At 68.7% G+C, this 22,995-nt stretch carries 23 protein-coding genes; 10 read left to right on the forward strand and 13 right to left on the reverse strand.

Annotated elements, in window-relative coordinates:
• Positions 1-75 precede the first annotated feature (75 nt).
• The 8 genes from ACH46_RS05630 to ACH46_RS05665 form a co-directional block, all read right to left on the reverse strand.
• Complete coding sequence (locus tag ACH46_RS05630; RefSeq protein ID WP_157851014.1) at positions 76-1,581, reverse strand: S24/S26 family peptidase; 1,506 nt, start codon at positions 1,579-1,581, stop codon at positions 76-78.
• A 110-nt stretch (positions 1,582-1,691) separates the two neighbouring features.
• Positions 1,692-2,204 carry a hypothetical protein gene (locus ACH46_RS05635; RefSeq protein WP_062392054.1) on the reverse strand — a complete coding sequence of 171 codons (513 nt, stop codon included), beginning with the start codon at positions 2,202-2,204 and terminating at the stop codon, positions 1,692-1,694.
• A gap of 35 nt (positions 2,205-2,239) precedes the next feature.
• Positions 2,240-2,941: a signal peptidase I gene (locus tag ACH46_RS05640; RefSeq protein ID WP_062392055.1), complete on the reverse strand. Its 702-nt coding sequence runs from the start codon at positions 2,939-2,941 to the stop codon at positions 2,240-2,242.
• Positions 2,938-3,498 carry a hypothetical protein gene (locus tag ACH46_RS05645; protein WP_062392056.1) on the reverse strand — a complete coding sequence of 187 codons (561 nt, stop codon included), beginning with the start codon at positions 3,496-3,498 and terminating at the stop codon, positions 2,938-2,940. The genes ACH46_RS05640 and ACH46_RS05645 overlap by 4 nt, the downstream gene beginning before the upstream one ends.
• Positions 3,499-3,527: 29 nt before the next feature.
• A complete protein-coding gene (locus ACH46_RS05650) occupies positions 3,528-4,055 on the reverse strand; it encodes an alternate-type signal peptide domain-containing protein (protein WP_062392057.1) in 528 nt (175 codons plus the stop codon).
• 176 nt (positions 4,056-4,231) lie between these two features.
• On the reverse strand, positions 4,232-5,479 hold the full coding sequence (locus tag ACH46_RS05655; RefSeq protein WP_062392058.1) for a glycosyltransferase family 4 protein: 1,248 nt from the start codon (positions 5,477-5,479) through the stop codon (positions 4,232-4,234).
• Positions 5,479-7,011 (reverse strand): 1,4-alpha-glucan branching protein domain-containing protein, encoded by a 1,533-nt coding sequence (locus ACH46_RS05660; protein ID WP_062392059.1) that lies wholly within the window; start codon positions 7,009-7,011, stop codon positions 5,479-5,481. Before ACH46_RS05660 ends, ACH46_RS05655 begins: the two co-directional genes overlap by 1 nt.
• Positions 7,011-7,814, reverse strand: coding sequence for a class I SAM-dependent methyltransferase (locus ACH46_RS05665; protein WP_062392060.1), 804 nt, complete (start codon positions 7,812-7,814; stop codon positions 7,011-7,013). The genes ACH46_RS05660 and ACH46_RS05665 overlap by 1 nt, the downstream gene beginning before the upstream one ends.
• Positions 7,815-7,971: 157 nt before the next feature.
• Between ACH46_RS05665 and ACH46_RS05670 the strand changes: the two genes are divergently transcribed.
• The 7 genes from ACH46_RS05670 to ACH46_RS05700 all read left to right on the forward strand — a co-directional run bounded on the left by ACH46_RS05670 (position 7,972) and on the right by ACH46_RS05700 (position 15,145).
• A complete protein-coding gene (locus ACH46_RS05670) occupies positions 7,972-8,757 on the forward strand; it encodes an electron transfer flavoprotein subunit beta/FixA family protein (protein WP_062392061.1) in 786 nt (261 codons plus the stop codon).
• Positions 8,758-8,805: 48 nt separating this feature from the next.
• A complete protein-coding gene (locus tag ACH46_RS05675; RefSeq protein ID WP_062392062.1) occupies positions 8,806-9,759 on the forward strand; it encodes an electron transfer flavoprotein subunit alpha/FixB family protein in 954 nt (317 codons plus the stop codon).
• 233 nt (positions 9,760-9,992) lie between these two features.
• A complete protein-coding gene (locus ACH46_RS05680; RefSeq protein WP_062392063.1) occupies positions 9,993-10,814 on the forward strand; it encodes a GNAT family N-acetyltransferase in 822 nt (273 codons plus the stop codon).
• A 23-nt stretch (positions 10,815-10,837) separates the two neighbouring features.
• Positions 10,838-11,728 carry a lysophospholipid acyltransferase family protein gene (locus tag ACH46_RS05685; RefSeq protein WP_062395021.1) on the forward strand — a complete coding sequence of 297 codons (891 nt, stop codon included), beginning with the start codon at positions 10,838-10,840 and terminating at the stop codon, positions 11,726-11,728.
• 68 nt (positions 11,729-11,796) lie between these two features.
• On the forward strand, positions 11,797-13,035 hold the full coding sequence (locus ACH46_RS05690) for a cysteine desulfurase family protein (RefSeq protein WP_062392064.1): 1,239 nt from the start codon (positions 11,797-11,799) through the stop codon (positions 13,033-13,035).
• Positions 13,035-14,120, forward strand: coding sequence for a tRNA 2-thiouridine(34) synthase MnmA (gene mnmA, locus ACH46_RS05695; RefSeq protein WP_062392065.1), 1,086 nt, complete (start codon positions 13,035-13,037; stop codon positions 14,118-14,120). The genes ACH46_RS05690 and mnmA overlap by 1 nt, the downstream gene beginning before the upstream one ends.
• A gap of 50 nt (positions 14,121-14,170) precedes the next feature.
• A complete protein-coding gene (locus ACH46_RS05700; protein WP_082399873.1) occupies positions 14,171-15,145 on the forward strand; it encodes a uroporphyrinogen decarboxylase/cobalamine-independent methonine synthase family protein in 975 nt (324 codons plus the stop codon).
• A gap of 96 nt (positions 15,146-15,241) precedes the next feature.
• Here ACH46_RS05700 and ACH46_RS05705 read toward each other — a convergent pair whose 3' ends face one another.
• Positions 15,242-15,628 carry an MmcQ/YjbR family DNA-binding protein gene (locus tag ACH46_RS05705; RefSeq protein WP_062392067.1) on the reverse strand — a complete coding sequence of 129 codons (387 nt, stop codon included), beginning with the start codon at positions 15,626-15,628 and terminating at the stop codon, positions 15,242-15,244.
• Between the two features lie 111 nt (positions 15,629-15,739).
• Between ACH46_RS05705 and ligA the strand changes: the two genes are divergently transcribed.
• Positions 15,740-17,815 carry an NAD-dependent DNA ligase LigA gene (ligA, locus tag ACH46_RS05710; protein ID WP_062392068.1) on the forward strand — a complete coding sequence of 692 codons (2,076 nt, stop codon included), beginning with the start codon at positions 15,740-15,742 and terminating at the stop codon, positions 17,813-17,815.
• A 282-nt stretch (positions 17,816-18,097) separates the two neighbouring features.
• Here the strand turns inward: ligA and ACH46_RS05715 are convergent, their stop codons facing one another.
• Together ACH46_RS05715 and ACH46_RS05720 are read right to left on the reverse strand one after the other, a co-directional pair.
• A complete protein-coding gene (locus ACH46_RS05715) occupies positions 18,098-18,763 on the reverse strand; it encodes an ACT domain-containing protein (RefSeq protein WP_193392944.1) in 666 nt (221 codons plus the stop codon).
• Positions 18,764-18,769: 6 nt separating this feature from the next.
• Positions 18,770-19,108, reverse strand: a complete 339-nt coding sequence (locus ACH46_RS05720) for a YbjQ family protein (protein WP_062392069.1) — start codon at positions 19,106-19,108, stop codon at positions 18,770-18,772.
• A gap of 160 nt (positions 19,109-19,268) precedes the next feature.
• Between ACH46_RS05720 and gatC the strand changes: the two genes are divergently transcribed.
• Positions 19,269-19,580 (forward strand): Asp-tRNA(Asn)/Glu-tRNA(Gln) amidotransferase subunit GatC, encoded by a 312-nt coding sequence (gatC, locus tag ACH46_RS05725; RefSeq protein WP_062392070.1) that lies wholly within the window; start codon positions 19,269-19,271, stop codon positions 19,578-19,580.
• Positions 19,581-19,582: 2 nt separating this feature from the next.
• Positions 19,583-21,070 carry an Asp-tRNA(Asn)/Glu-tRNA(Gln) amidotransferase subunit GatA gene (gene gatA, locus ACH46_RS05730; RefSeq protein WP_062392071.1) on the forward strand — a complete coding sequence of 496 codons (1,488 nt, stop codon included), beginning with the start codon at positions 19,583-19,585 and terminating at the stop codon, positions 21,068-21,070.
• Here the strand turns inward: gatA and ACH46_RS05735 are convergent.
• Together ACH46_RS05735 and ACH46_RS05740 are read right to left on the reverse strand one after the other, a co-directional pair.
• The gene (locus ACH46_RS05735) at positions 21,067-22,278 is read right to left on the reverse strand and encodes an alpha/beta-hydrolase family protein (protein ID WP_062392072.1); all 1,212 of its coding nucleotides are present in this window, start codon (positions 22,276-22,278) and stop codon (positions 21,067-21,069) included. The two genes, gatA and ACH46_RS05735, sit on opposite strands and share 4 nt — an antisense overlap.
• The gene (locus ACH46_RS05740; RefSeq protein ID WP_062395025.1) at positions 22,275-22,877 is read right to left on the reverse strand and encodes a hypothetical protein; all 603 of its coding nucleotides are present in this window, start codon (positions 22,875-22,877) and stop codon (positions 22,275-22,277) included. The genes ACH46_RS05735 and ACH46_RS05740 overlap by 4 nt, the downstream gene beginning before the upstream one ends.
• Between the last annotated feature and the right edge of the window lie 118 nt (positions 22,878-22,995).

A 22,995-nucleotide genomic window follows, 5' to 3' on the forward strand; every position in this document is an offset into this window, starting at 1 on the left:
ATCACCCGCGGATGACCGCCCACGCTCATCGAGTAAGCGCAGGCGCGTAGCGACGGAGCGCATCGAGATGGCTGCTCACTCCGTCGGAACCACGGATTCTGTCGGCGTGACGCTAGGTCGAGCCTCGACAGGCTCGGTCTCGGTCTCGGTCGTCGGAGCGATGCGTTCGGTCGTCTGCGTCGTAGTCGGCGCAGGCGGCGTCACCGTCTCCACCCACCGGTCACCCAGCTGCTTCACGATTGTCACGCTCCCGTCGGGTTCAGTGACCTCGAGCGTCTCTGTTCCCGGCAGCCATCGGACGGTCGCTGCTGAGGAGAAGCTCCCGCGATAGACGACGTCCGTGGACTTCGTGTCGCGGATCGTGACCTTGCTGCCGTCCTGATAGAAGGCGAAGTCTTTCGACGCGGTCGCGGTGCCGTTGGGCGGCAGGGTAGGGGTGGTCGTCGTGGACGAGATCGACCCCGGCGCGGGGACATCCGTGCCGGATTGTTCTTCGGGCGCCGTGTTCGCCGAGGATTCAGAGTCTGAACGTGTGATGGACGTTGTTTCGGTGGGGTGAGTCCGATCGGACGTCTCAGACGTCGTCGGGTCGATGGAGTCGGTCGCGGAAGTCGACCCGGGCATTGCACGTTGGCGCAGCGCACCGGTCACAGTGCCGCCCTGTCCCGGGTTCACGCAGCTGAGTTGAGGGACGAGACCCGTCAGGCCGCCGCCCTTCACGATGATCTTCTGCGTCAAACTTCCGGTGGACCGAAAGTTGCCTATGTAGTTGGTGAGCGTCAAGTCGAGTGTCACACTGCCTCCCAGAAGTGCTGGGATCAGGCTTAACAGCCAGCTCACGAGGCCCAGGCTTCCGGCGTCCACGACTGCCGGGTTCGCGAGGCTTGACGCTGCTTTCGTCGAAGACCGCGGCGCTCCGGATCCGGTGGTGACAATGCTGTACGTGTATGCCGCATGCTCCGGTGGGTTCGGGAAGGTCAGCGTGATGGAGCTGCCTATTCCGGCGACACCGCCACTTAGGTCGTTGCATGTCAGGGATGTCGGATTATCGGGTCGGCCTGCGTTCAGCGTGCCCGTTGCGCTTGCGCTGGCGGCTAGCGGTGCCGCTGACGCCGGACCATTTCCGTTCACGTTAGTCGCCGCGAGAGCGGCAACTGTCACGACAGCGGTACCGGCGACTAGGCGGTGAGCTGCCTGCGATCGTCGCCATCCCTGCGTGGGGGCGAAGGCGACCACGAGCAGGAATACGACTGCCAGTGCTTGGAGGAGCAGCGTCAACGGATTGCTCAGCCATGACGCGACGTATCCGAGAAGCGGGGCCGTTGCCACGATCCGTCGGACCTCCGTGACGACGTACTTCTTCGCGTCGGGCACAGGATTGGCATCGCCCTGCAGTGTGAGGGTCGCTGAGTTCCCGACGATGCCGTCGATGGATTTCACGCGGTGCGTGATTCTCGAGCCATCGTCCGCAGTGACAGTGACGATGTCGCCGCGCTCGACACTGGTAGCCGGCGTTGACCTTGCGAATCCGAGGGCCCCGACCGGGACTGCCGGCGCCATGGAGCCGGTCTCGAAGATCATCGGCCGGATCCCGAAGGTCAGGGCCATCGCAGTCAGCAAGATGCAGATGGCTCCGGCAATGGCTCCCGCAGTGAGGGCAGCCTCGAACGGACCGCGTTTCGTCGGTGAAGTCACGGCATGCCCGTCGCGGAAAAGATGAATCTTGCGGATCCTGATTGACCTGCCAGCGCGCCATCAGCGGTCGTTGGCAGACTCAGCTGTAGACAGAGAGCATCGACTCCGGTCGTGGGCGACAACCAGCTTGTCGTCGCCCGGAACTCGGTTGGGGTGCCCGTAATCGTCGTGCTGGTGCCGGCACCAGGGCAGGCTCCGTTGCTCGGTGCGACACCGGTCGCGTAGCTGAGCGTCACCGCTCGCCCCAGGGCATCAGGGCTCTGGACCGTCGCGGTGTAGGTGAACGGGACGCTGCCGATGTTCTGCACTTTGATGACGAACGCGGTCGACCTGCCAGGGAGCAGGGCCTCGGGAAAACTGAAGCTGAGTGACTTCTCTCCATTGGCCCTGATGTCCACGTTCGCCGTCGTGAACTCCTGCGACGTTGTCGCGGCGGTCGTCGACCACAGGGCCGACGTTCCGATGGCGCCGGTACCGAGCAGGATGCCGGACGCCAGGAGCGCTCGCATGCGGCGCGAGGTCCGTGCGGTGATACGTGGACGTCTCACTGGTCGGCCTCCTTCTCGTGGGTCTGGATGGTCACCGTGTCGGAGGTGTCGTCGGAGATCGCGGAGAATGCGACGGTCGGCGCTTCGTCGGCGGGACCGGCCGTCGCTTCGTCTTCGGCCTTCTTACGACGATCGTCGCGCCAGTCGCAGTAGAACTGCCAGGCCCCGTAGAGGAAGAGGAGTCCGGCGAGCACGAATACGACCACCGTTCGCTTGACGCCGGTGAACCAGGTGTTCACGAAGCCGAGGTAGGGGATCGAGTACCAGAGCTTGCCGCGGATCTGGACGGGTCTGACGGCCGGCTTGTCATTGGTGTTGTTCGCATCGCCGCGCGTGATGAACCGGCGCTCGCCGTCGGGTGCGGTGGTGGTCTCGACGATGCGATGCGTCACGACCTCCGGATCGCCGGAGCGGATCTGGTAGGTGACGACGTCGCCGACGGCGAGGGAGTTCGGATTCACCCGCTTGACGACGATCAGCGTGCCCGGCGGGTACGACGGCCGCATGGAGCCGGTCAGCACCGTGTACGGCTGCGCGCCACCGATCTTCGGAACCAGGATGGTGGCGCAGAGGACTGCGAAGGCGGCGGCGAGCAGCAGCCAGGACACTGTCTGCCATACGTAGTACATCGTGGACTTCGACTCGGCCGAAGTCTCATCGGGGGCCTCGGACGTCGAGGGTGCGTCGGTGGTGGTCATGGGCGCTTCTGCTGGACGTCGAAAGTGAAGGGAATGGTGTATGTCGACGACCCAGTACCGCTCGCTGCGGTGAGTTTGGCGCGGATGCACCAAGTCTCACTGGCACCGCTGGCGAGAGGCCGGGTCGCAGCGGCCGTGGGGGAGCTCGGTCCGGTCAGCCCGGTCGCGGTGAATGCGCTGGTAGGCGGCAATGGATCGGTCGCGAGTACGGGGCAAACGCCGACGCCGCCGGCCAGGTCGATCGTCACTCCCGGTCCGTTGGAGACGGATGGACCGGCCGTTTTCAATGCGAAGTTGATGGGGGTCGTACCGGTGTTGGTGATGACCAAGTTCGCCTGGTTGACAGAGTTGACAACGATGTTCTGGCCGCCGAGCGGAAATGTGTACCCCGATCCCGACTGACTTCCGGCGGACAGACCGATTGTGCCGGTGGTGATTTCAGATCCGGATACGGGTGCGTCGTCAGCCCAGTAGGCCCCGGTGGTGTACACCGATCCGAAGATCAGCGACACCACCAGGAGCACAAGGGCACCGAGAAGGGCTTTCTGTCGAGTCACGGCGGCCGATCAGTAGACGTGTCGCGTGGCTACGACGGTCGGACCTGCTGGAGGGTGATCGTCATTCCGGCGACGCTGACAGTCTGGTGCCCCGCGTCCGCAGTGCCCGACGTGGACGACTTGAACTCTACGGTTACGGTGACTGGGACGGGACTTCCGCTGCTCGCAGTGAACGGGGTCGTGGTGGAGTCGACGCCGTTCACCGTCGAGGTGACAGCGAAGTTGTTCGACGGCACGGTCGTACCGGCCAGATCCACGGCCAGTGTGGCCTTGATGTTCTTGCCGGTGAAGGTCGGCGTGCACATGGCCGCGTACTTCCAGGTGTCGCCGGGGACCATGAAATCTGTCGTGGGGGTGATCGTGGGACCGGTCAGCGTGTCGTTGGAGATGTCGGTCCAGGTTCCGCCTGCGTCGCATTCCAGGTTGAAGTCGCCTGTGACGACTTGGCCGTCCGCGATGTCTGACGTATCGCTCCACAACGCGAACGAACCAGCTCCGCCGAGCAGGATGATGGCGCCGGCACCGAGTGCGAGCGCGCCTTTGGTCTTACGGTTCAACGGTCTACCTCCGTTTTCGCGGTGGTAGGGGGCCGACCACCATGCTCTTGATGTGTTTTGGGAGTCACACACATGAAGATCTTCGGGGGTGATCACTATTTTGTTAACGGTTCCTTGAAGAACGTTTGTCGCGCGTTTGGATGAAACCGCATGTCACAGGACTAAGTGCCCCATGTTCATGCCTTCGAAGGGTCCCGTTCCGGCATCGGGCGCATGGAGATCGTGGGCCTGCCGAGCGGTCGGTCGGGGCGGCGCGTCGCCGATTCGTAGACGACGGCGGTGCGCTGAGCGATCGCCTGCCACGTGAAGTCGACACCCAACCGGGTACGACCGCGCCGCGCGCGGACCTGAGCGGCCTCGGGATCGTCGAGCGCGTCGCAGACGGCCTGGGCGATCCCCGCTGGGTCGAAGGGTTCGAAGGTCCAGCCGGTCTCGCCGTCGGTGACGGCCTCGCCGAGCCCTCCTGCGGTGGAGGTGATTAGCGGAATGCCGGTGGCCGCGGCCTCGAGGGCGACGATGCCGAACGGCTCGTACCGGCTCGGGAGGACGATGGCGTCGCACCGGTGCATCAGGTCCATGAGTTCTTCGCGGTCCTTCTTGCCGACGAAGTCGACGGCCGCGGTCACCTCGTGCTCGTGCGCCAGCTCGTGCAGCCAGGTGGTCTGCGTGCCGTCGCCGGCAACGGTCAGGTGTGTGCCGGGGTGAGCGCGGCGGATGGCGGGGAGTGCTTCGAGGAGGTCCTGCACGCCCTTCTCGTACTCGAGTCTGCCGGCGAACAGCAGGTGCGGCGGCTCGATGCGGACCGCCCGGTCGACGAAGTTCCAGGTGCCGACGTCGATGCCGTTGTGGATGACGGAGATCGGCGGCAGATCGGGACCGAAGAGCGTCTTCACTTCGTCGTGCATGGACGCCGAGCAGGTGATGAGCGCGTCGGAGGCGTTGGCGAGCCACCACTCCACCGAGTGCACCTGCCGGTTGATGTGCCCGGCCACCCAGCCGCTATGTCGACCGGCCTCGGTGGCGTGCAGCGTGGACACGAGGGGAGCGTCGAAGTACTCGGCCAACGCGATCGCCGGATGCGCCACCAGCCAGTCGTGGGCGTGCACGACGTCGGGGGCGGGTTCATCGCGCAGGATGCGAAGCCCGGCGCGGACGAAACCGTGCCCCATCGCGAGGGTCCACGCCATCATGTCGGCGCCGAAGTCGAACGCGGGCGGATCCTCGGCGACCGCGATGACCCGCACACCGTTGACGACGGTGTCGGTGGTGGGATGCGTCATCGAGTCGGTGCCGGACGGCTGCCGGGTCAGCACGATCACGTCGTGCCCCTCGGCGGCGACGGCCTCGGCCAGATGATGCACGTGGCGCCCGAGCCCGCCGACCACGACGGGCGGGTACTCCCACGAGACCACCAGCACGCGCATCAGAATCCGCCTTCCCGGCTCGGCAGTCGCCGAGCGTCCAGGGCGCCGAACAGATTGTCGGCGCGTCGCCACCCCGCGGCCAAGGCCGCCGCGTGATGCTCCTTGCCCGCGTCCGACGCCGCACAGATCTCGCGGGTGGCGTGGGCGTGCTTGTAGGCGCGGTCCTGCGCGTACCCGGCGGCGGTGTCCTTCGAGATCATGAACGGCCAGTCGGACTGCACGGTCATCAGCGTCTCGCGCAGGATCTGGTCGGCCACCTCGTCGCGGCCGCCGCTTCTGCCGTCGAGCCGCTTGTCGAGAGAGTCGAGCGCGGTGCCGGTGACTTCGCGGTTCAGCTGAACCAGGTGCTGTACCTGCGGGCCCTCCCACACGCGCCAGTCCTTCCCGGAACCCCACGACGAGTCCTGCAGGTCGACGGGCTCGCCGACGTAACCGTTGGCGCGGGCGGTGGCGAGCGAGCCGACGGTGATGCCGGCCTCGGGCAGTCGTCGCATCAGGCGTTCGAGCCAGATCGGGCCCTCGTACCACCAGTGGCCGTACAACTCGGTGTCGAAGGCGGCGACGACGTGCGCGGGCCGGCCGATCCGCTCCGACTCGGAGATCAAGCGGTCGCGGATGCAGCCGATGAAGTCGTCGACGTGCTTGTCGATCACCGGGTCCACGAGCGACGGGTCGTACGGCTTCTTGTCCTCGCTCGGCACGTTCTTGCCGGTGACCCGCACGGGTTTGAAGCCGGTCTGGTGGTCGTACGTGTGGAAGTCGCGGTAGTTCGCGTGACCGGGATACCCGGACTTCGGCGACCACACGCGGTAGCTGACCGTCAGATCGCGGCCGAAGGCGACGACGTCGGTGTCGCCGACGGGGCGGCCGAGCGCGGTGTCGCCGTGGAGGGTGGGGCCGTCGACCATGAAGTGGCCGACGCCCGCTGCCCGGTATTCGCGCTCCATGCCGGGCGTGTACGCGCATTCGGGCGCCCAGATGCCGGTGGGGCGGGTGCCCCAGCGCAGCGTGGCGTCGGCGAGTCCCTCGCTGAGGGAGAGACGGCGCAGCCGCTCGTCGAGCAGCGGCTGGAACGGGTGTGCGAGCGGGCCGCCGAGGAGTTCGATGACGCCGGAGGAGATCAGGGGCCGGATCTGCGGGCTGCCGCCGTGCCGCCACTGCGTCTCGAAGTCGTGCAGGGCCGTTGCCGCGGCCTGGAATTCGCGGTGACCCATCCGGCGGCGGTCTGGATCGGTCGAGGTGGCGGCCTCCATCGCACGCAGCTGCCAGTCGGCGAGCCACTCGTACATGGACGTGCCGCAGTGTGGGTCGTCGAGCTGGGCGGCGAGAACCGGCGTGATGCCGAGCGACAGCAGATCGGTGAAGCCGTCGTCGGCCAGACGACGCAGCGCGGCGAAGACCGGCTGATAGCAGTGCGCCCATGACTGGTACAGCCATTCCTCGCCAACCGGCCAGCGCCCGTGATTGGCGAGCCAGGGGAGGTGCGAGTGCAGAACCAGGGTGAACTGGCCGGGGACCTTCTCCGCAGTCATCAGCGTCGGACGGCCACGGCGAACAGGTCGAGGCTGGCGTCGATGTCCGCGACGTCGGATGGGGAGATGTCGAAGTCGGCGGTCGTGACGGCGGCGACATCGGCGGTCAGCTCGTCGGGCCACGGGGTACCCGCGAGGGCGCGCTCGATCTGCGCGTCGATGATCGATCCGCCCCACTTCTCGTCCAGCGCCTTCAGGGTTGCGCCGTGGAAGACGCCGAGCATCTGCTGGACCTGGAAACCGGTGCAGGTGGGCACCACGGTGAGCAACTCCGTCATCTCCGCGGCGTTGAGCTCCCGCGTGTGGAACGGGTTCAGCGGGGTGTCGCGACCGGGGGAGAAGGTGATGCGGTTCGGCGTGCTCATCAGCAGCACACCGCCGGGACGCAGAACACGGTGGCACTCGGCGACGAAGGCGCTCTGATCCCACAGGTGCTCGATCACCTGGAAGTTGACGACGACGTCGACCGACCCGTCGGCCAACGGCAGATCGATCAGGTTGCCCTGGTGCACGATCAGTTCCGGGTAGCGGTGGCGCGTGTGCGCGACGGCCTGCTCGTCGTAGTCGACGCAGGTCACAGACTTGGCGCGCGTCGCGAGCATCGACGCGCCGTAGCCCTCGCCGGAGCCCGCTTCGAGGACGTCGAGGCCCGCACAGCGGTCGAGGATGTACTCGTACGCCACCTCATGTCGCCGGAACCAGTAATTCTCGGCGTCGATTCCGGGTACGGTTCGTTCGCCGGTCAGCACGAGCTGGTCGGCGTGCGCATCGGATTCCGGCTGCGTCGGCTGGTTATCGGTCATCGTGCTGACTGTAAGGCATGCACCGCGGCCCGCCGCATGCGGCAAGTGATCGGTGCCATGTTCTCGCCGTGGACGCCAGCCGCTAAAGTGGTGAATGACCCATGGCCTTACCGGCCGGTAAGTTGCCGAACCCGATGCAGGAGGTCGACGAAGACCCATGACGAATATTGTCGTTCTGATCAAGCAGGTTCCCGACACGTGGTCCGAGCGCAAGCTCGCCGATGGCGACTTCACGCTCGACCGGGAAGCCGCTGACGCAGTGCTCGATGAGATCAACGAGCGCGCTGTGGAAGAGGCTCTGCAGATCAAGGAAGCCAACGGTGGCGAGGTGACCCTCCTCTGCGTGGGCCCCGAGCGCGCGACCGATGCCATCCGCAAGGCCCTCTCGATGGGCGCCGACAAGGCGATCCACATCAAGGACGACCTGATGCACGGCAGCGACGCGGTCCAGACCGCGTACGTTCTGGCCTCCGCCCTGGGCACCGTCGAGGGCGTCGAGATGGTCATCGCAGGCAACGAGGCCACCGACGGCCGCAGCGGCGCCGTCCCGGCCATGATCGCCGAGTACCTGGAGCTCCCGCACCTGACCCACCTGCGCAAGCTGGAGGTCGACGGCGAGACCCTGCGCGGCGAGCGCGAGACCGACGAGGGCATCTTCAACGTCGAGGCCTCGCTCCCCGCCATCGTCTCGGTGAACGAGAAGATCAACGAGCCCCGCTTCCCGTCCTTCAAGGGCATCATGGCCGCGAAGAAGAAGGAAGTCTCCGTGCTGACCCTGGCCGAGATCGGTGTCGACGCCGACACCGTCGGCCTGGCGAACGCCGGCAGCACGGTCACCGCGGTGACCCCGAAGGCCGAGAAGTCCGCCGGCGAGCGCGTCGTGGACGAGGGCGACGGCGGCGTCAAGGTCGCTGAGTACCTGGCCGCGGCGAAGATCATCTGATCGCGCCCACTTCCACTCGCGAACCCAAAGACATTCAGGAGAAGAATCATGGCTGAAGTACTCGTGCTCGTTGAGCAGGACGCCGAAGGCGCGCTGAAGAAGGTCACCAGCGAGCTGATCACCGCTGCTCGTGCCCTCGGCACCCCGTCGGCCGTCGTCGTCGGCAAGCCCGGCTCCGCCGCCGGCGTCACCGCCGGACTCGCCGAGGCCGGCGCCGAGAAGATCTACGTCGCCGAGTCGGATGACGTCGCCAACTACCTCATCACCCCGGCCGTCGACGTCCTGTCGCAGCTGGCCGAGGCGAACGGCGCCGCAGGCGTCCTCGTCGCCGCGACCGCTGACGGCAAGGAGATCGCCGGCCGTCTGGCCGTGCGTCTGGGCTCGGGCCTGCTGACCGACGTCATCGACGTCAAGGAAGGCGGCGCAGGCGTCCACTCGATCTTCGGTGGCGCGTTCACCGTCGACGCTCAGGCCGGCGGCGACACCCCGGTCATCTCGGTTCGCCCGGGTGGCGTCGAGGCCGCTCCGGCCGCCGGCGCGGGCGAGGTCGTCAACGTCGAGGTCCCGGCCCAGGAAGGCGGTGTCAAGATCACCGGCTTCGCGCCGAACGTCGGTGGCGACCGCCCGGAGCTCACCGAGGCGTCGATCGTCGTCTCCGGTGGTCGTGGCGTCGGCTCGGCCGAGAGCTTCTCGGTCGTCGAGGCCCTCGCCGACTCGCTCGGTGCGGCCGTCGGCGCCTCGCGTGCCGCCGTGGACTCCGGTTACTACCCGGGTCAGTTCCAGGTCGGTCAGACGGGCAAGACCGTCTCGCCGCAGCTGTACATCGCCCTGGGCATCTCGGGCGCCATCCAGCACCGCGCGGGCATGCAGACCTCGAAGACCATCATCGCGGTCAACAAGGACGAGGAAGCGCCGATCTTCGAGATCAGCGACTACGGCATCGTCGGCGACCTCTTCAACGTCGCCCCGCAGCTGACCGAAGAGATCAACAAGCGCAAGTGATGGAGCGGAGCGACAGATCGAGCCGACGTCCGAGGCCGAAGGCCGAGGCGTCGGTCGAGATCACGCAAGGTAGGCAGTAAGCCACCGCAAACCGCCGAACACAGAACGCCCTGCCACAGACCACTGTGGCAGGGCGTTTTGTGTTGCACGCTCCAGAGAAGTTAACCCACCGTGCCCGGACATGTCACTCGGCATTGTCAGCGTGGTCGCTCGGCCCGCCTTGACTTCGAGTCATGACAGTTATGGATTTCGGCAACGCCAAAACCACGACCCGCCGGGTGCTCCTGTCCGGCGGCGACTACGAGGTCTCCGTCTCCGAGCACGCCGACCAGATCGACGCCGCCCAACGACTGCGTTTCACCGTCTTCAACAACGAGCCCGGATACTCCGACTCCATCGGCGACGCCTCCACCGGCCGTGACGCCGACGAGTTCGACGAGTACTGCGAGCACATGCTGGTCCGCCACCTTCCGACCGACACCCTCGTCGGCTGCGCCCGGGTCCTCCCTCCGCCCCGCGCGATCGCCGCAGGCGGCTGGTACTCGGCGAGCGAGTTCGATCTCGACGATCTCGGCGGGATCCGCGGCGAGACCGTCGAGATGGGTCGCGCGGTCGTCGACGCCGATCACCGCAGCGGCTCGGTCACCGCGATGCTGTGGGCTGCGATCCTCGGCTACCTGGAGGAGAACAGCTACCGCTACATGATGGGCTGCGTCTCGGTGCCGCTGGAGTCGCCGATCGGCCGAGGCCGGGAGCTCCGCGGCATCCGCGACCTGGCTCGCGACCAGCACCGTGCGCAGTGGTCGGCCTACCCCTACCACGAGGTCCACGTCGACGGCCTGAGCCTCGACGAGCTGGAGCCGCCCGCCACCAACCGGCTGCCTGCCCTCCTCCGCGGCTACGTCCGACTTGGCGCCCGCGTCTGCGGCGAGCCCGCCTTCGACGAGATCTTCGACGTCGGCGACTTCCTCACGGTCCTGGACCGCTACAACGGCGACCAGCGCTACATCGACCGCCTCCGCGGCGCGATGACCCGTCTCGGCAGCGGCGAATAGGCACCGGCATGGGCGGCGCGAACATGGATGCCAGCATCTGGGTCCCGTCGAGTCCGTGCGGACCGCACTGCGTGCACACCTACGTCGAACCCGTCTCGCGTCTGCGGGCGACGATGCGGGTCACGGCACTGGGCACCGTCGGGCTCGGACTCCTGGCGGTCGGGATCCTGACCGTCCTCCTTCCGCGCGTCGCGCGGCACGGCTACTGGCGGGGGAGCGCCAAGATCGCGCTCCGCACCATGGGCGTCGAACTCGACATCGACGACCACCGTCCCGACGGCGCACGACGGGTCCGCGGCGCGCTGATGGTCGCCAACCACGTCTCGTTCCTCGACATCATCGCTCTCTGCTGTGTGGCCCCCGCGCGGTTCGTCGCCAAACGCGAGGTCTTGCAGATGGGCGTCTTCGGTCCCATCACCCGTGCGTTCGGGGTGCTGCCGCACCGTCGGGGCGACCTCCGACGACTCCGGCCGATGATCGATCAGGTCAGCGGAATCCTGGACCGCGGCCGGCCGGTCGCGGTGTTCCCCGAGGGCACCACGTGGTGCGGAACCGCGTCGGGACGTTTCAAGCCGGCGTTCTTCCAAGCGGCGATCGACGCGGGCGTCCCCGTCCTTCCGGTGCGGCTGTCGTACACCGATCACGGACACCGCACGACGATGCCGGGCTTCCTCGGCGAAGACACCATCGGCAGCACCCTGTCGCGGATCGTCCGGTCGCGTGACCTCACGATCACCGTCACAGTCTTCGAACCCCAGCTGCCTGCGGGCGATCGCGGCCACCTGGCGGCCGTCGCACAGGAGTTGATCGCGCCCGCCGAACCGGTCGCGGCACTGCAGGAACTGGCCGTCGACCTGAGCGTCCCGGCGCCGGCCGTCCAGCCTCGACCGGCGGTCGAGCAGGCGGTCGCCTGACTGAGTCGTCACAGCCGGGTCGTCTCGGCTGGGAGAACTCCCGTCGCGGTGTCTATCCTGGTTGGGTCATGTCTTCTCTGCCCTCGACCACCCCGCGCCAGCCGGTCTACCTCGACAACGCCGCCTCCACCGCGCTGGCTCCCGAAGCCGCCGCGGCGATGACCGCCGCGTGGACCACGCCGGGCAACCCCTCGTCGCTGCACGGCTCGGGCCGCGCCGCGCGACGCCTGCTGGAGGAGGCGCGAGAATCCATCGCCCGCGACCTCGGCGCACGGCCCTCCGAGGTGATCTTCACCGGCGGTGGCACCGAGTCCGACAACCTCGCGGTCAAGGGGATCTACTTCGCACGACGACGCGAGGACGCGCGCCGTCGCATCGTCGCGATCTCGTCCGTCGAACACCACGCGGTACTCGACCCGGCGCAGTGGCTGGCCGACGAGCACGACGCCGAACTGGTGGTGCTGCCGTCGGACTCCCACGGTTTCATCGCCCCCGACAAGGTGCGCGACCTGCTCGCCGAGCGGGCCGACGAGGTGGCGCTGATCTCGGTGATGTGGGCCAACAACGAGGTCGGCACCGTGCAGGAGATCGCCGAGATCGCTCGGATCGGCGCCGAGTACGGGGTTCCCGTCCACTCCGACGCGGTGGCCGCGGCCGGGCACCTGCCCGTCGATTTCGCGGCGAGCGGCCTGTCGGCGATGACCGTCGCCGCCCACAAGTTCGGTGGACCGCAGGGCATCGGAGCGCTCCTGCTGGGGCGCGAGGTGGCGTGCGTGCCGCTGCTGCACGGCGGCGGGCACGAGCGTGACATCCGGTCCGGAACGCAGTCCGTGGCCGCGGCGTCCGGCATGGCCGCCGCGTTGCGGGCAGCCGTCGCAAACCTCGATGAGACCACCGCGCGCATCGGTGCGTTGCGCGACCGACTCGCCGCCGTCCTGGTGACCGTTCCCGGCGTGCAGGTGAACGGCGCCTACTCGATCGATCCGTCGCGGGCCCTGGCCGGCGTGGTGCACGTGTCGATCGCCGGCTGCGAGGGAGATTCGCTGCTGATGCTGCTCGACGCCAAGGGCGTCGAATGCTCGGCGGGCTCGGCGTGCAATGCGGGGGTGGCCGCGGCCAGCCACGTGCTGCTCGCGATGGGCTTCGACACAGCGACCGCACGCGGGTCGCTCCGGTTCTCCTTCGGAACCGAGAACACAGATGACGATGTGGACGTCGTCGCCGGAGTGATCGGCGAGGTCGTCGAGCGCGCCCGAGCCGCGGGACTTCTCTCCGCGGCCGGTGCGCGAACGGGAGGTGTGTCCTGATGCGAGTTCTCGCTGCGATGAGCGGTGGCGTCGATTCGGCGGTGGCCGCGGCGCGCGCCGTCGAAGCCGGCCACGACGTCGTGGGCGTGCACCTGGCGCTGTCGACCGCGCCCGGCGCCCTGCGGACCGGGTCGCGCGGCTGCTGCTCCCGAGAGGACGCCGGCGATGCGCGGCGTGCCGCCGACCTGCTCGGCATCCCGTTCTACGTGTGGGACTTCGCCGACCGCTTCAAGGAAGACGTGATCGACGAGTTCGTCGCCGCATACGCGGCGGGGGAGACGCCGAACCCGTGCCTGTCGTGCAACGAGAAGATCAAGTTCTCCGCGCTCGCCGAGCGGGCCGTCGCCCTCGGTTTCGACGCCCTCGCGACCGGCCACTACGCACGCCTGAAGGACGGTGAACTCCGTCGTGCGGTCGACGACGACAAGGACCAGTCATACGTCCTCGCAGTCCTCGACCACGACCAACTCTCGCGCGCCATGTTCCCGATCGGCGACACCCCGAAGCCGCAGATCCGCGAAGAGGCGGAACGACGTGGCCTCGCCGTCGCGAACAAGCCCGACTCCCACGACATCTGCTTCATTCCGTCCGGCGACACCCGCGCGTTCCTCGGTGCGCGGATCGGCATCCGACCCGGTGCGGTCGTCGACTCGACCACCGGCGACACCCTCGCCGAGCACGACGGCGTCCACGGCTTCACCATCGGTCAGCGCAAGGGCCTCGGCATCGAGGCGCCCGCCGCCGACGGCCACCCGCGCTACGTGACCGGGATCGACGCCGAGACCGGCACCGTGACCGTCGGACCGGCCACCGATCTCGACATCCGCAGCATCGCTGCGAACCGCGTGGTGTGGACCTCCGGCGAGACGCCCGACGGACCCGTCGAATGCATCGTGCAGGTCCGAGCCCACGGCGGGCTGGCGCAGGCGGTCGCGACTCCGCTCGACGACGGCACCATGCGCATCGACCTCCGCGAACCGCTGCGCGGCGTCGCCCGCGGCCAGGCGGCCGTGTTGTACGTCCCGGACGCGGTCAAGGGCGATCGCGTGATCGGCTGCGGTCGCATCACCGGTTCGCACGCGTGACGCGACCTGCGCTCCGACTGCCGACCGGCGTCGGCACCGGCATCGGTTCCATGCCCGGCACCGATCCGCGCGAGGCCGTGCGGATCGCAGCGGGCGAGGTGGACCTCCCGTTCCTGTCCGAACTCCCGGCACGCGGGGTGGGGGCCGACATGATCGGCCGCACCGGCGCGCTCCTGGTGGAGCTGCCCGTCGACATGGTGCACCGCACCTACCGACTGGTGGACCACCCGAACACCACGACCCGGCGTGCACACGACTGGCTCCGGTGGGACCTCGACGCCCTCGAGGAGCACTGGGAGACCAGCGGCCGCCACGGCGGCATCGTGAAGGTGCAGGCCTGTGGTCCGCTGACCCTGTCCGCCCACGTCGAACTCCGCGGCGGCCACAAGATCGTCAAGGACCGCGGCGCGGTGCGCGACGTGACCGCGTCGCTCACCGAAGGACTGCGGGAGCACGTCGCGCAGGTGCGACGCCGGGTCGGCGCGGACGTCGTCGTCCAGCTCGACGAACCCGACGCGGGCCGCGTGATCGACGGGACCGTGCCCCCGCTGACGCGCCTCGATCCGATCCGTCCCATCCCGGCACCCGAGGCCGCGGAGTTGCTGCAGTCGCTGATCGACGCCGTCGACGCGCCGGTCCTGCTGCACTCCTGCAACAGTCCTCGCTGGGACCTGACGAACCTGCTGTCGGGGATCGCGCTGTCGCTGGACGTCACGGACCTGCGGCCGACCGTCGACTACGACCCGCTCGGCACGTTCCTCGATCGGGGCGGCGTCCTCGCCGCCGGGCTGGTGCCGACCTCAGAGCCGACTGAACCGCTGCACGCTGAACCGCTGGCCCGCGACCTCGCCGGCCTCATCGACCGCATCGGCCTCCCGCGCGCCGTCCTGCGCGACAACCTGCTCGTCACCCCGACCTGCGGACTCGCGGGTGCGACGCCGTCGTGGGCGACGCGGGCGCTCACGCTGTCGTCCGAGGTGGCCGCGGGGCTGGCGGCCGATCCGGACTTCGCCGCCGCTGAGTAGTCGTCGCCGGGCGGGCTTCTGAGCTATCGCCACCATCGCTGGTTGAGCCGGTCCGGAGCGAAGCGGAGGACCGTGTCGAAACCGCCGCGGGCCGGGTCAGCCCGCCTCCAACACCTTGATCGCCCGCTTGGGAGCCACCTGTCGGAAGCTCGCGTCGAGCAGTTCGCCGACCTCGTCCCAGTCGGCGTCGAGCGCGAGATCGATGCCGAGCCAGCCGTACGCGCCGACGTACGCGGGCACGAAGAAGCGTGGATCCTGAACCAGGGCTTCACGTTCGGACGCCTCTGGGATGAAGAGCAGTGCCGTGTCTCGGCGCACCTTGGAGCCCTTCTCGCCGCCTCCGTACATCGCGAACATCTTTCCGCAGCGGAACGTCGGGCGGCCGTGCGCCACCTTCTCGGTCGCCTCGGGCAGGGCCAGCGCGACGGTGCGCAGCCGGGCCAGGATCGGGTCGTCGTCGGAGAACATGATCGGGTGCGGCATGCCCGCCAAGCGTAGTGGGGAGCACGCTCTTCGTGTCGCAGTTCTGTCGGTGGTCTCCGCTAATCTGAATCGGTGAGTGAGGCTGACGGACAGGACACGGGAGCAGCGGCCATGGGGGAGCAGAACGCCGATCCGGCGCGCGAGTGGGCATTGCTCGCGGAAGAGGTTCGCGGACACCAGTTCCGCTACTACGTGCAGGATGCGCCGATCATCAGTGACGGCGAGTTCGACACCCTGCTCCGAAAGCTGCAGGCGCTCGAGGACGCCCACCCCGAGCTGGCGGTCGCCGACTCGCCGACCAAACTCGTCGGCGGCGGCTTCTCGACCGACTTCACGTCCGTCGACCACCTCGAACGGATGATGTCGCTCGACAACGTCTTCGACCACGACGAGATGCGCACCTGGATCTCGAGGGTCGACGAGGAGGTCGGTGCCGAGACCGAGTTCCTGTGCGAACTCAAGATCGACGGCGTCGCCCTCGCACTCGTCTACGAGAACGGCAAGCTGGTCCGCGGCGTCACCCGCGGAGACGGTCGCACCGGCGAGGACGTCACCCTCAACGCCCGGACCATCACCGATGTCCCTCACGTGCTCGACGACTCCGTCCGCCCGGTGCCGAAACTGCTCGAGGTCCGCGGCGAAGTGTTCTTCCGCGTCGAGGACTTCGCCGCCCTGAACGCCTCCCTCGTCGAAGAGGGCAAAGCGCCGTTCGCCAACCCCCGGAACTCGGCGGCCGGATCACTGCGGCAAAAGAACCCGCAGATCACCGCCAAACGGCACCTGCGGATGATCTGCCACGGCCTGGGCAAGATCGACGGCTGGAAGCCCGAATCCCTGCACGACGCCTACCTGGCGCTCGGGGACTGGGGACTGCCGGTGTCGTCGCACACCCGCAAGGCCACGACCGCCGACGAGATCCTCGGCATCATCGACTACTGGGGCGAGAACCGGCACTCGGTGGAACACGAGATCGACGGCCTCGTCGTCAAGGTCGACGACGTCACGCTGGAACGACGACTCGGCGCCACCTCCCGCGCCCCCCGCTGGGCGATCGCCTACAAGTACCCGCCCGAAGAGGTCACGACCAAGCTGCTCGACATCATGGTCGGCGTCGGACGCACCGGTCGCGTGACGCCGTGGGCGCTGATGGAACCGGTGCTCGTCGCCGGATCCACCGTCGCGCGCGCCACCCTCCACAACGCCTTCGAGGTGAAGCGCAAGGGCGTCCTGATCGGCGACACCATCACCATCCGCAAGGCCGGAGAAGTGATCCCCGAAGTCCTCGGACCCGTCGTCGAACTCCGTGACGGCACCGAACGCGAGTTCGTGATGCCCACCGACTGCCCCGAATGCGGCACCGAACTCGCCCCCGCGCGGGAAGGCGACAAGGACATCCGCTGCCCCAACCAGCGGTCGTGCCCGGGACAACTCCGCGAGCGCCTGTTCTACCTCGCCGGCCGCGGCGCCTTCGACATCGAAGCGCTCGGATACGAAGGCGCGCAGGCACTCCTGAGCAGCGGGGTCCTCACCGACGAAGGCGACCTGTTCACCCTGACCGCCGACGACCTCGTCAAGACCGACATCTACACCACCAAAGCCGGGGCACTGTCCGCCAACGGCAAACGCTTCCTCGCGAACCTCGACAAGGCGAAGGACGTTCCGCTGTGGCGTGTGCTCGTCGGCCTGTCGATCCGCCACGTCGGACCCACCCCCGCCCGCGCGCTCGCCACCGCCTTCGGTGATCTCGACGCCATCGCCAACGCCACCGTCGAAGAACTCGCCGACGTCGACGGTCTCGGCCCCACCCGTGCCGCTAGCGTCCACGACTGGTTCACCGTCGACTGGCACCGCGACATCGTCGCCAAGTGGCGTGCCGCCGGCGTCTCCATGTCCGACGAGCGCGACGAATCCATCGAGCGCACCCTCGAAGGAAAGACCATCGTCGTCACCGGCTCCCTCGTCGACTTCTCCCGCGACGGAGCCAAAGAAGCGATCATCGTCCGCGGCGGCAAGGCATCCGGGTCGGTCTCCAAGAAGACGGACTACGTCGTCATCGGCGACTCTCCCGGCAGCAAGGCCGCCAAAGCCGAGGAGCTGGGTGTGCCGATCCTCGACGAGGAGGGGTTCAAAGCGCTGCTTGCCAACGGGTTTGTCGGTGAGCCTGAGTCTGATCCCGACTCCGAATAGCGGGGTGTGTCCGCTCGCGGGTGGGGTCGGCGACTTTTCCCCGCCTCCGCAGGGGTGTGGTGCCTGTCCGCTCGCGGGCGGGGTCGCGGTGATTTCGCCGCCTCCACAGGGGGTGCCGCTTGTCCGCTCGCGGGCGGGATCGCGGTGATTTCGCCGCCTCCACAGTCCTCGCTCCTCGCCTAGCGGCTCGTCCCTGCGGAGAGGTCGGCGGTCGAAATCACCGCGACCCCGCCCGCGGGCTGGTTCCAGCGAGTTCGTGCGATGGGTGCCGCCGACGCTTGCTCACGCCTTCTTCTTGTTTTTCGCCATGGTGCCGATGATTCCGGCGAGGTAGCCGAGTCTGGCGATCTCAGCGGGACGGAAGTCGGGGCCGCCGATGCGGCCCAGGAGCAGCGCCTTGCCGTTGACCCCGAGCGGGGCGGCGGCGACACGCGTGTCCATGTCGCGCCACGACTGCGGAATCCAGTCGGACTCGGGGTCGAAGGACTGCACCTTCTCCAGAGGCAGCCAGTCGGCGTCGACCAGCGGCGTCTCGGGCGCACCGGAACTCGCGTACAGACGGAGCACGTCGGCGCCCGGCTTGGCGAGGACCGCAGCCCACGACACCCGCAGCACACGCGGCGCGTGATCGACGAGGACCTGCAGCCGATCCTTGCCGCCGGCCGCGACCAGGTCGATGAGCTCCAGCTCCTGGTGGGTGTCGAGGACACCGGCGAACGGGCGCAGTGAGTCGACGCGGATGCCGCTCACCTTCTCGGCGGCGGTGATGAGGGTGTCGGGGAGGGCACCGGCGGGAAGGTCGACGACCAGGTCGTCGATCACCATGCCGTCGGCGCGTTCCACGACCTCGAGCGACCGGATGTCGGCACCGATCGCACCCAACTGCACGGCCAGCATGCCGAGGCTGCCGGGACGGTCACTCAGGAGGACTCGCAGCAGATACGACACCGCGGGTCAGAGCGGCTGCTGCTGGAGCGGACGGACACCGACCGCAGTGCCGTACGCGCACACCTCGACACCGCCGGTGCCCGCGTACTCGTTGGTCTCGAAACGGAACGCGACGACGGCGTTCGCGCCCTTGCCCTGCGCTTCGGCGGCCAGGCGACTGAGTGCCTCGTTACGCGCCTCGTGGAGCAGTTCGGTGATGCCGCGCAGCTCACCGCCCGCGATCGCCTTGAAGCTGGCACCGATGTTGGAACCGATGTGCCGTGAACGGACGGTGAGACCGAAGACCTCTCCGAAGACGTGCTCGATCCGGTACCCGGGCAGCTCGTTGGTGGTGACGATGATCATGCGTCCAACCTACGTCCTGCACCTCGCTCGGGCCACCGGACGCGGCCGACCTCCCTGCCCGGTCTCGGTCGGAGGCAAACGCATATCCTTGTCGGGAACCCTACTGTCGAAGTGAACTCGCGCGGACCACCGCGACGAGTGCGTAAGTGAGAGGTCGACGATGTCCACCGATTCCCAGCCGGCGATCAGCCGGGACGAGGTCGCGCACCTGGCGCGGTTGTCCCGCCTGGCGCTCGATGACGCCGAACTCGACCGCTACGCGTCGCAGCTCGACGCGATCCTGAGCCACGTGGCGCAGATCTCCGAGGTGGCCGCCGACGATGTGCCCCCGACCGCGCACCCGGCCGAGCTGCGCGACGTGCTGCGCGAAGACGTCGTCCTGCCGTCGCTGACCGCCGAGCAGGCCCTGTCGGGCGCGCCGCACGTCGAGCAGGAGCGCTTCGCCGTTCCGCAGATCCTGGGGGAGGAGTGAGCATGAGCAACACCCGTACCGCCGGTGACATCACCGGTCTGTCCGCAGCCGAACTCGCCGACAAGATCGCCGCCCGCGACCTGTCGTCGGTCGAGGTCACCCAGGCACACCTGGATCGCATCGCCGAGATCGACGGCGAGCTCGGTGCGTTCCTGCACGTCGGCGCCGACGAGTCGCTCGCCGCCGCCAAGGCCGCCGACGACGCGATCGCAGCGGGCGAGGCGCCCTCCGCGCTGGCCGGTGTGCCGATCGCCCTCAAGGACGTCTTCACCACCACCGACGCCCCCACCACCTGCGGATCCAAGATCCTCGAAGGCTGGATGTCGCCGTACGATGCGACCGTCACCGCCAAGCTGCGCGCCGCCGGCATCCCGATCCTCGGCAAGACCAACATGGACGAGTTCGCGATGGGCTCCTCCACCGAGAACTCCGCCTACCAGGTGACCCGCAACCCGTGGGACGTCACGCGCATCCCCGGCGGCTCGGGCGGCGGCAGCGCCGCAGCGCTCGCGTCGTACCAGGCGCCCCTCGCGATCGGCACCGACACCGGCGGCTCCATCCGCCAGCCCGCGTCGGTCACCGCGACGGTCGGCGTCAAGCCCACCTACGGCACCGTCTCGCGCTACGGCCTCGTCGCCTGCGCGTCGTCGCTGGACCAGGGCGGCCCCTGCGGTCGCACCGTCCTCGACACCGCACTGCTGCACCAGGTGATCGCCGGACACGACCCGCGCGACTCCACCTCCATCGACCAGGCGATCCCCGACGTGGTCGGCGCAGCCCGCGCCGGCGCGACCGGCGACCTGTCCGGCGTGCGCATCGGTGTGGTCAAGCAACTGCAGGGCGACGGCTACCAGCCCGGCGTCGTCGCCTCCTTCGAAGCGGCGTGCAAGCAGCTCACCGACCTCGGTGCGACGATCGTCGAGGTGGACTGCCCGCACTTCTCGTACGCGCTGGGCGCCTACTACCTGATCCTCCCGTCGGAGGTGTCGAGTAACCTCGCCCGCTTCGACGCCATGCGCTACGGCCTCCGCGTCGGCGACGACGGCACCCACAGCGCCGACGAGGTCATGGCTATGACGCGCGCCGCAGGCTTCGGCCCGGAGGTCAAGCGTCGCATCATGATCGGCACCTACGCGCTCAGCTCGGGCGCCTACGACGCCTTCTACGGCCAGGCGCAGAAGGTCCGCACGCTCATCGCGCGCGACTTCGCCAAGGCCTACGCCGACGTCGACGTGCTGATCTCGCCGACCACCCCGACCACCCCGTTCAAGCTGGGCGAGAAGGTCGACGACCCGCTGTCGATGTACCTCTTCGATCTGTGCACCCTGCCGGTGAACCTGGCAGGCACCGCCGCGATGTCGGTCCCGTCGGGCCTCTCGTCCGACGACGGTCTCCCCGTCGGCCTGCAGATCATGGCACCCGCGTTCGGCGACGACCGCCTGTACCGCATCGGCGCCGCCTACGAGGCCGCGCGCGGCCCCATCGGCTAGCACCCCGCGGGCAGGCGACCGATCGCCAGCCCCTGCTCCACCCCGTAGCGATGGCCGTGCCCGGTCGGCACGTCCAGCGCACCCGGAAGATCGAGCACGGTCCCGATCATCGACACGACCGGCAGCCACGGCTGCCGGTCGCCGTCGTCAGTGGGCTCTGCGTCCAGCGTCCGATCGGCGGGTCGCCACAGCAGCGCCTCGCTGAACGCAGTGACGGGATCGTCCCGATTGGCCAGGACGACGCGTCGCGCGCAGCTCGGGAGCGCTTCGACAGTCCCGGCCGGCGGCCCGGCGAGGACGGTGCCGTCGACGTGGGCACCCGTGCGCACCGCCCACGCCCGCGCGGCGTCGGCACCGACCGCACCCAGACTCTGGCCGACCAGATACACGCGCGGACGTCGCTGCGGCGGCACCGCGTCGAGGCGACGGTCGACGGCGCGCAGCACGGCGATCGCACTGTCGCCGGCAGCGTCGGGCGAGGACACGAATGCCTTCCAGGACGCGACGTCGTCGTACTGCAGCGCCAGGACCGTCACCGAATCGTCGAAGCGGCGCTGCACTCCGTCGACGGTCCCGGCGTCGACCCACCCCGACCCGGTCGGGACCGCGACCACGACGGCGCGACGGTCGAGGCCGCCCGCATCGACCCATCGGTCGACGAGCCGGTCGGCCCGCGTCTGGACCGACCCCGGCTCGGTGAGCAGGCTGTAGATCATCGCGGGACTGTCGGGCACGTCCGGTCGGGCCGCGTCCGCGGGGCCCGGCGTTCGCAGTGCTGTGAGTGCGACCGCGCCGACCAGGACCGTCGCCGCCCACACGCGGGGTCGGATCGTCACCGCCAGCACCGCGGCGATCATCGGCACCGTCGTCACCGCGAGCACCCAGCCGATCCCGATGGACGGCACGTCGAGGGCCGCACGAACCGCGATCTCGTGGCGGGCGGCGACTCCGACCGCCACACCGCTCGCCATCAGCCCGACGGCCAGCCAGACGCCGGTCACCGGGTCGGGACGGTCGTCCACCAGGCGATTCCGCACGGCACCCGCGGCGGCGCCGACGCCCATCCCGACCAGTGTCAGCAGCACGCCCGCGGCGACGGCGATCAGCGTCGATCGCGGCATCACTCCGGGTGCGAGGGCCAGCAACCGACCGACCAGTGCCCCGATCGCGACGGCGGGCCTGACCCGCAACACTCCGCGAGGATTCATTTCCGACCTGCCGATTCCAGCGTCCGCGTCAGATAGGTGGCGGCGATCTCGGCGCCGGACTCGCGGACGGGCGGCCCGGAGCGCTGTCGCCAGGTGTTCATCGCGAGGCCGACCCGGGCGGCCTCGGCAGCTGCGTCGCACACGAGGTCGTCGCACACCGCGTGCATGTCGTCGATCAGCCGGGCGTCGAGAGCGGTCCGTGCCCAGGAGCCTGCAGGCCGGCCGACGGCGGCGGCGTAGCGCAGGAGGTCGTAGCCGAGATCGTGCGCGCGGCACGCATCGGTGAATCGGTCGGGAAGCGGCACCGGGGACGAGCAGTCACCGCGCGGATTCAGCGGTCGACCGTCGACGACCACTGGCCGGTAGCCGAAGCGGGCTTCGAAGTCGGCGGGCAGCGCGGTGAGGGCGTCGCGCGGATGCTCGCCGACCAGTGCGGCGATGGTGCGTTCGGCCGCCGTCGCCCCGACGGGAGGTGTGGTCGGACGCGACGCGGAGGCGAGCGCGGCCGTGATCGGCAGCAGTCCGAGGATGCCGACGGCGATGGCCAGACCGACGCCGATGCGGATGAACCAGCTGGTGAGCGATGCTTTTCGGATCATGACAGCAACGCTATGAACGGGGAGTGCCCGCTCGGATCGGTCGAACTGACCGTTCCGCTGCAGGTCCGGAGAGGGAGCCCGCCGGGTGGTCTCACCGCCGGGAACGACGCGGATCTCC

Source organism: Gordonia phthalatica, assembly GCF_001305675.1.
GTDB classification, from domain to species: Bacteria; Actinomycetota; Actinomycetes; order Mycobacteriales; family Mycobacteriaceae; genus Gordonia; species Gordonia phthalatica.

Coding starts and splice junctions, on each gene's coding strand:
- ACH46_RS05630 (WP_157851014.1), bottom strand. CDS start 1,581: ATGATCTTCGAGACCGGCTCCATGGCGCCGGCAGTCCCGGTCGGGGCC.
- ACH46_RS05635 (WP_062392054.1), bottom strand. CDS start 2,204: ATGCGAGCGCTCCTGGCGTCCGGCATCCTGCTCGGTACCGGCGCCATC.
- ACH46_RS05640 (WP_062392055.1), bottom strand. CDS start 2,941: ATGACCACCACCGACGCACCCTCGACGTCCGAGGCCCCCGATGAGACT.
- ACH46_RS05655 (WP_062392058.1), bottom strand. CDS start 5,479: ATGCGCGTGCTGGTGGTCTCGTGGGAGTACCCGCCCGTCGTGGTCGGC.
- ACH46_RS05660 (WP_062392059.1), bottom strand. CDS start 7,011: ATGACTGCGGAGAAGGTCCCCGGCCAGTTCACCCTGGTTCTGCACTCG.
- ACH46_RS05665 (WP_062392060.1), bottom strand. CDS start 7,814: ATGACCGATAACCAGCCGACGCAGCCGGAATCCGATGCGCACGCCGAC.
- ACH46_RS05670 (WP_062392061.1), top strand. CDS start 7,972: ATGACGAATATTGTCGTTCTGATCAAGCAGGTTCCCGACACGTGGTCC.
- ACH46_RS05675 (WP_062392062.1), top strand. CDS start 8,806: ATGGCTGAAGTACTCGTGCTCGTTGAGCAGGACGCCGAAGGCGCGCTG.
- ACH46_RS05680 (WP_062392063.1), top strand. CDS start 9,993: ATGACAGTTATGGATTTCGGCAACGCCAAAACCACGACCCGCCGGGTG.
- ACH46_RS05685 (WP_062395021.1), top strand. CDS start 10,838: ATGGATGCCAGCATCTGGGTCCCGTCGAGTCCGTGCGGACCGCACTGC.
- ACH46_RS05690 (WP_062392064.1), top strand. CDS start 11,797: ATGTCTTCTCTGCCCTCGACCACCCCGCGCCAGCCGGTCTACCTCGAC.
- mnmA (WP_062392065.1), top strand. CDS start 13,035: ATGCGAGTTCTCGCTGCGATGAGCGGTGGCGTCGATTCGGCGGTGGCC.
- ACH46_RS05700 (WP_082399873.1), top strand. CDS start 14,171: ATGCCCGGCACCGATCCGCGCGAGGCCGTGCGGATCGCAGCGGGCGAG.
- ACH46_RS05705 (WP_062392067.1), bottom strand. CDS start 15,628: ATGCCGCACCCGATCATGTTCTCCGACGACGACCCGATCCTGGCCCGG.
- ligA (WP_062392068.1), top strand. CDS start 15,740: ATGGGGGAGCAGAACGCCGATCCGGCGCGCGAGTGGGCATTGCTCGCG.
- ACH46_RS05720 (WP_062392069.1), bottom strand. CDS start 19,108: ATGATCATCGTCACCACCAACGAGCTGCCCGGGTACCGGATCGAGCAC.
- gatC (WP_062392070.1), top strand. CDS start 19,269: ATGTCCACCGATTCCCAGCCGGCGATCAGCCGGGACGAGGTCGCGCAC.
- gatA (WP_062392071.1), top strand. CDS start 19,583: ATGAGCAACACCCGTACCGCCGGTGACATCACCGGTCTGTCCGCAGCC.
- ACH46_RS05735 (WP_062392072.1), bottom strand. CDS start 22,278: ATGAATCCTCGCGGAGTGTTGCGGGTCAGGCCCGCCGTCGCGATCGGG.
- ACH46_RS05740 (WP_062395025.1), bottom strand. CDS start 22,877: ATGATCCGAAAAGCATCGCTCACCAGCTGGTTCATCCGCATCGGCGTC.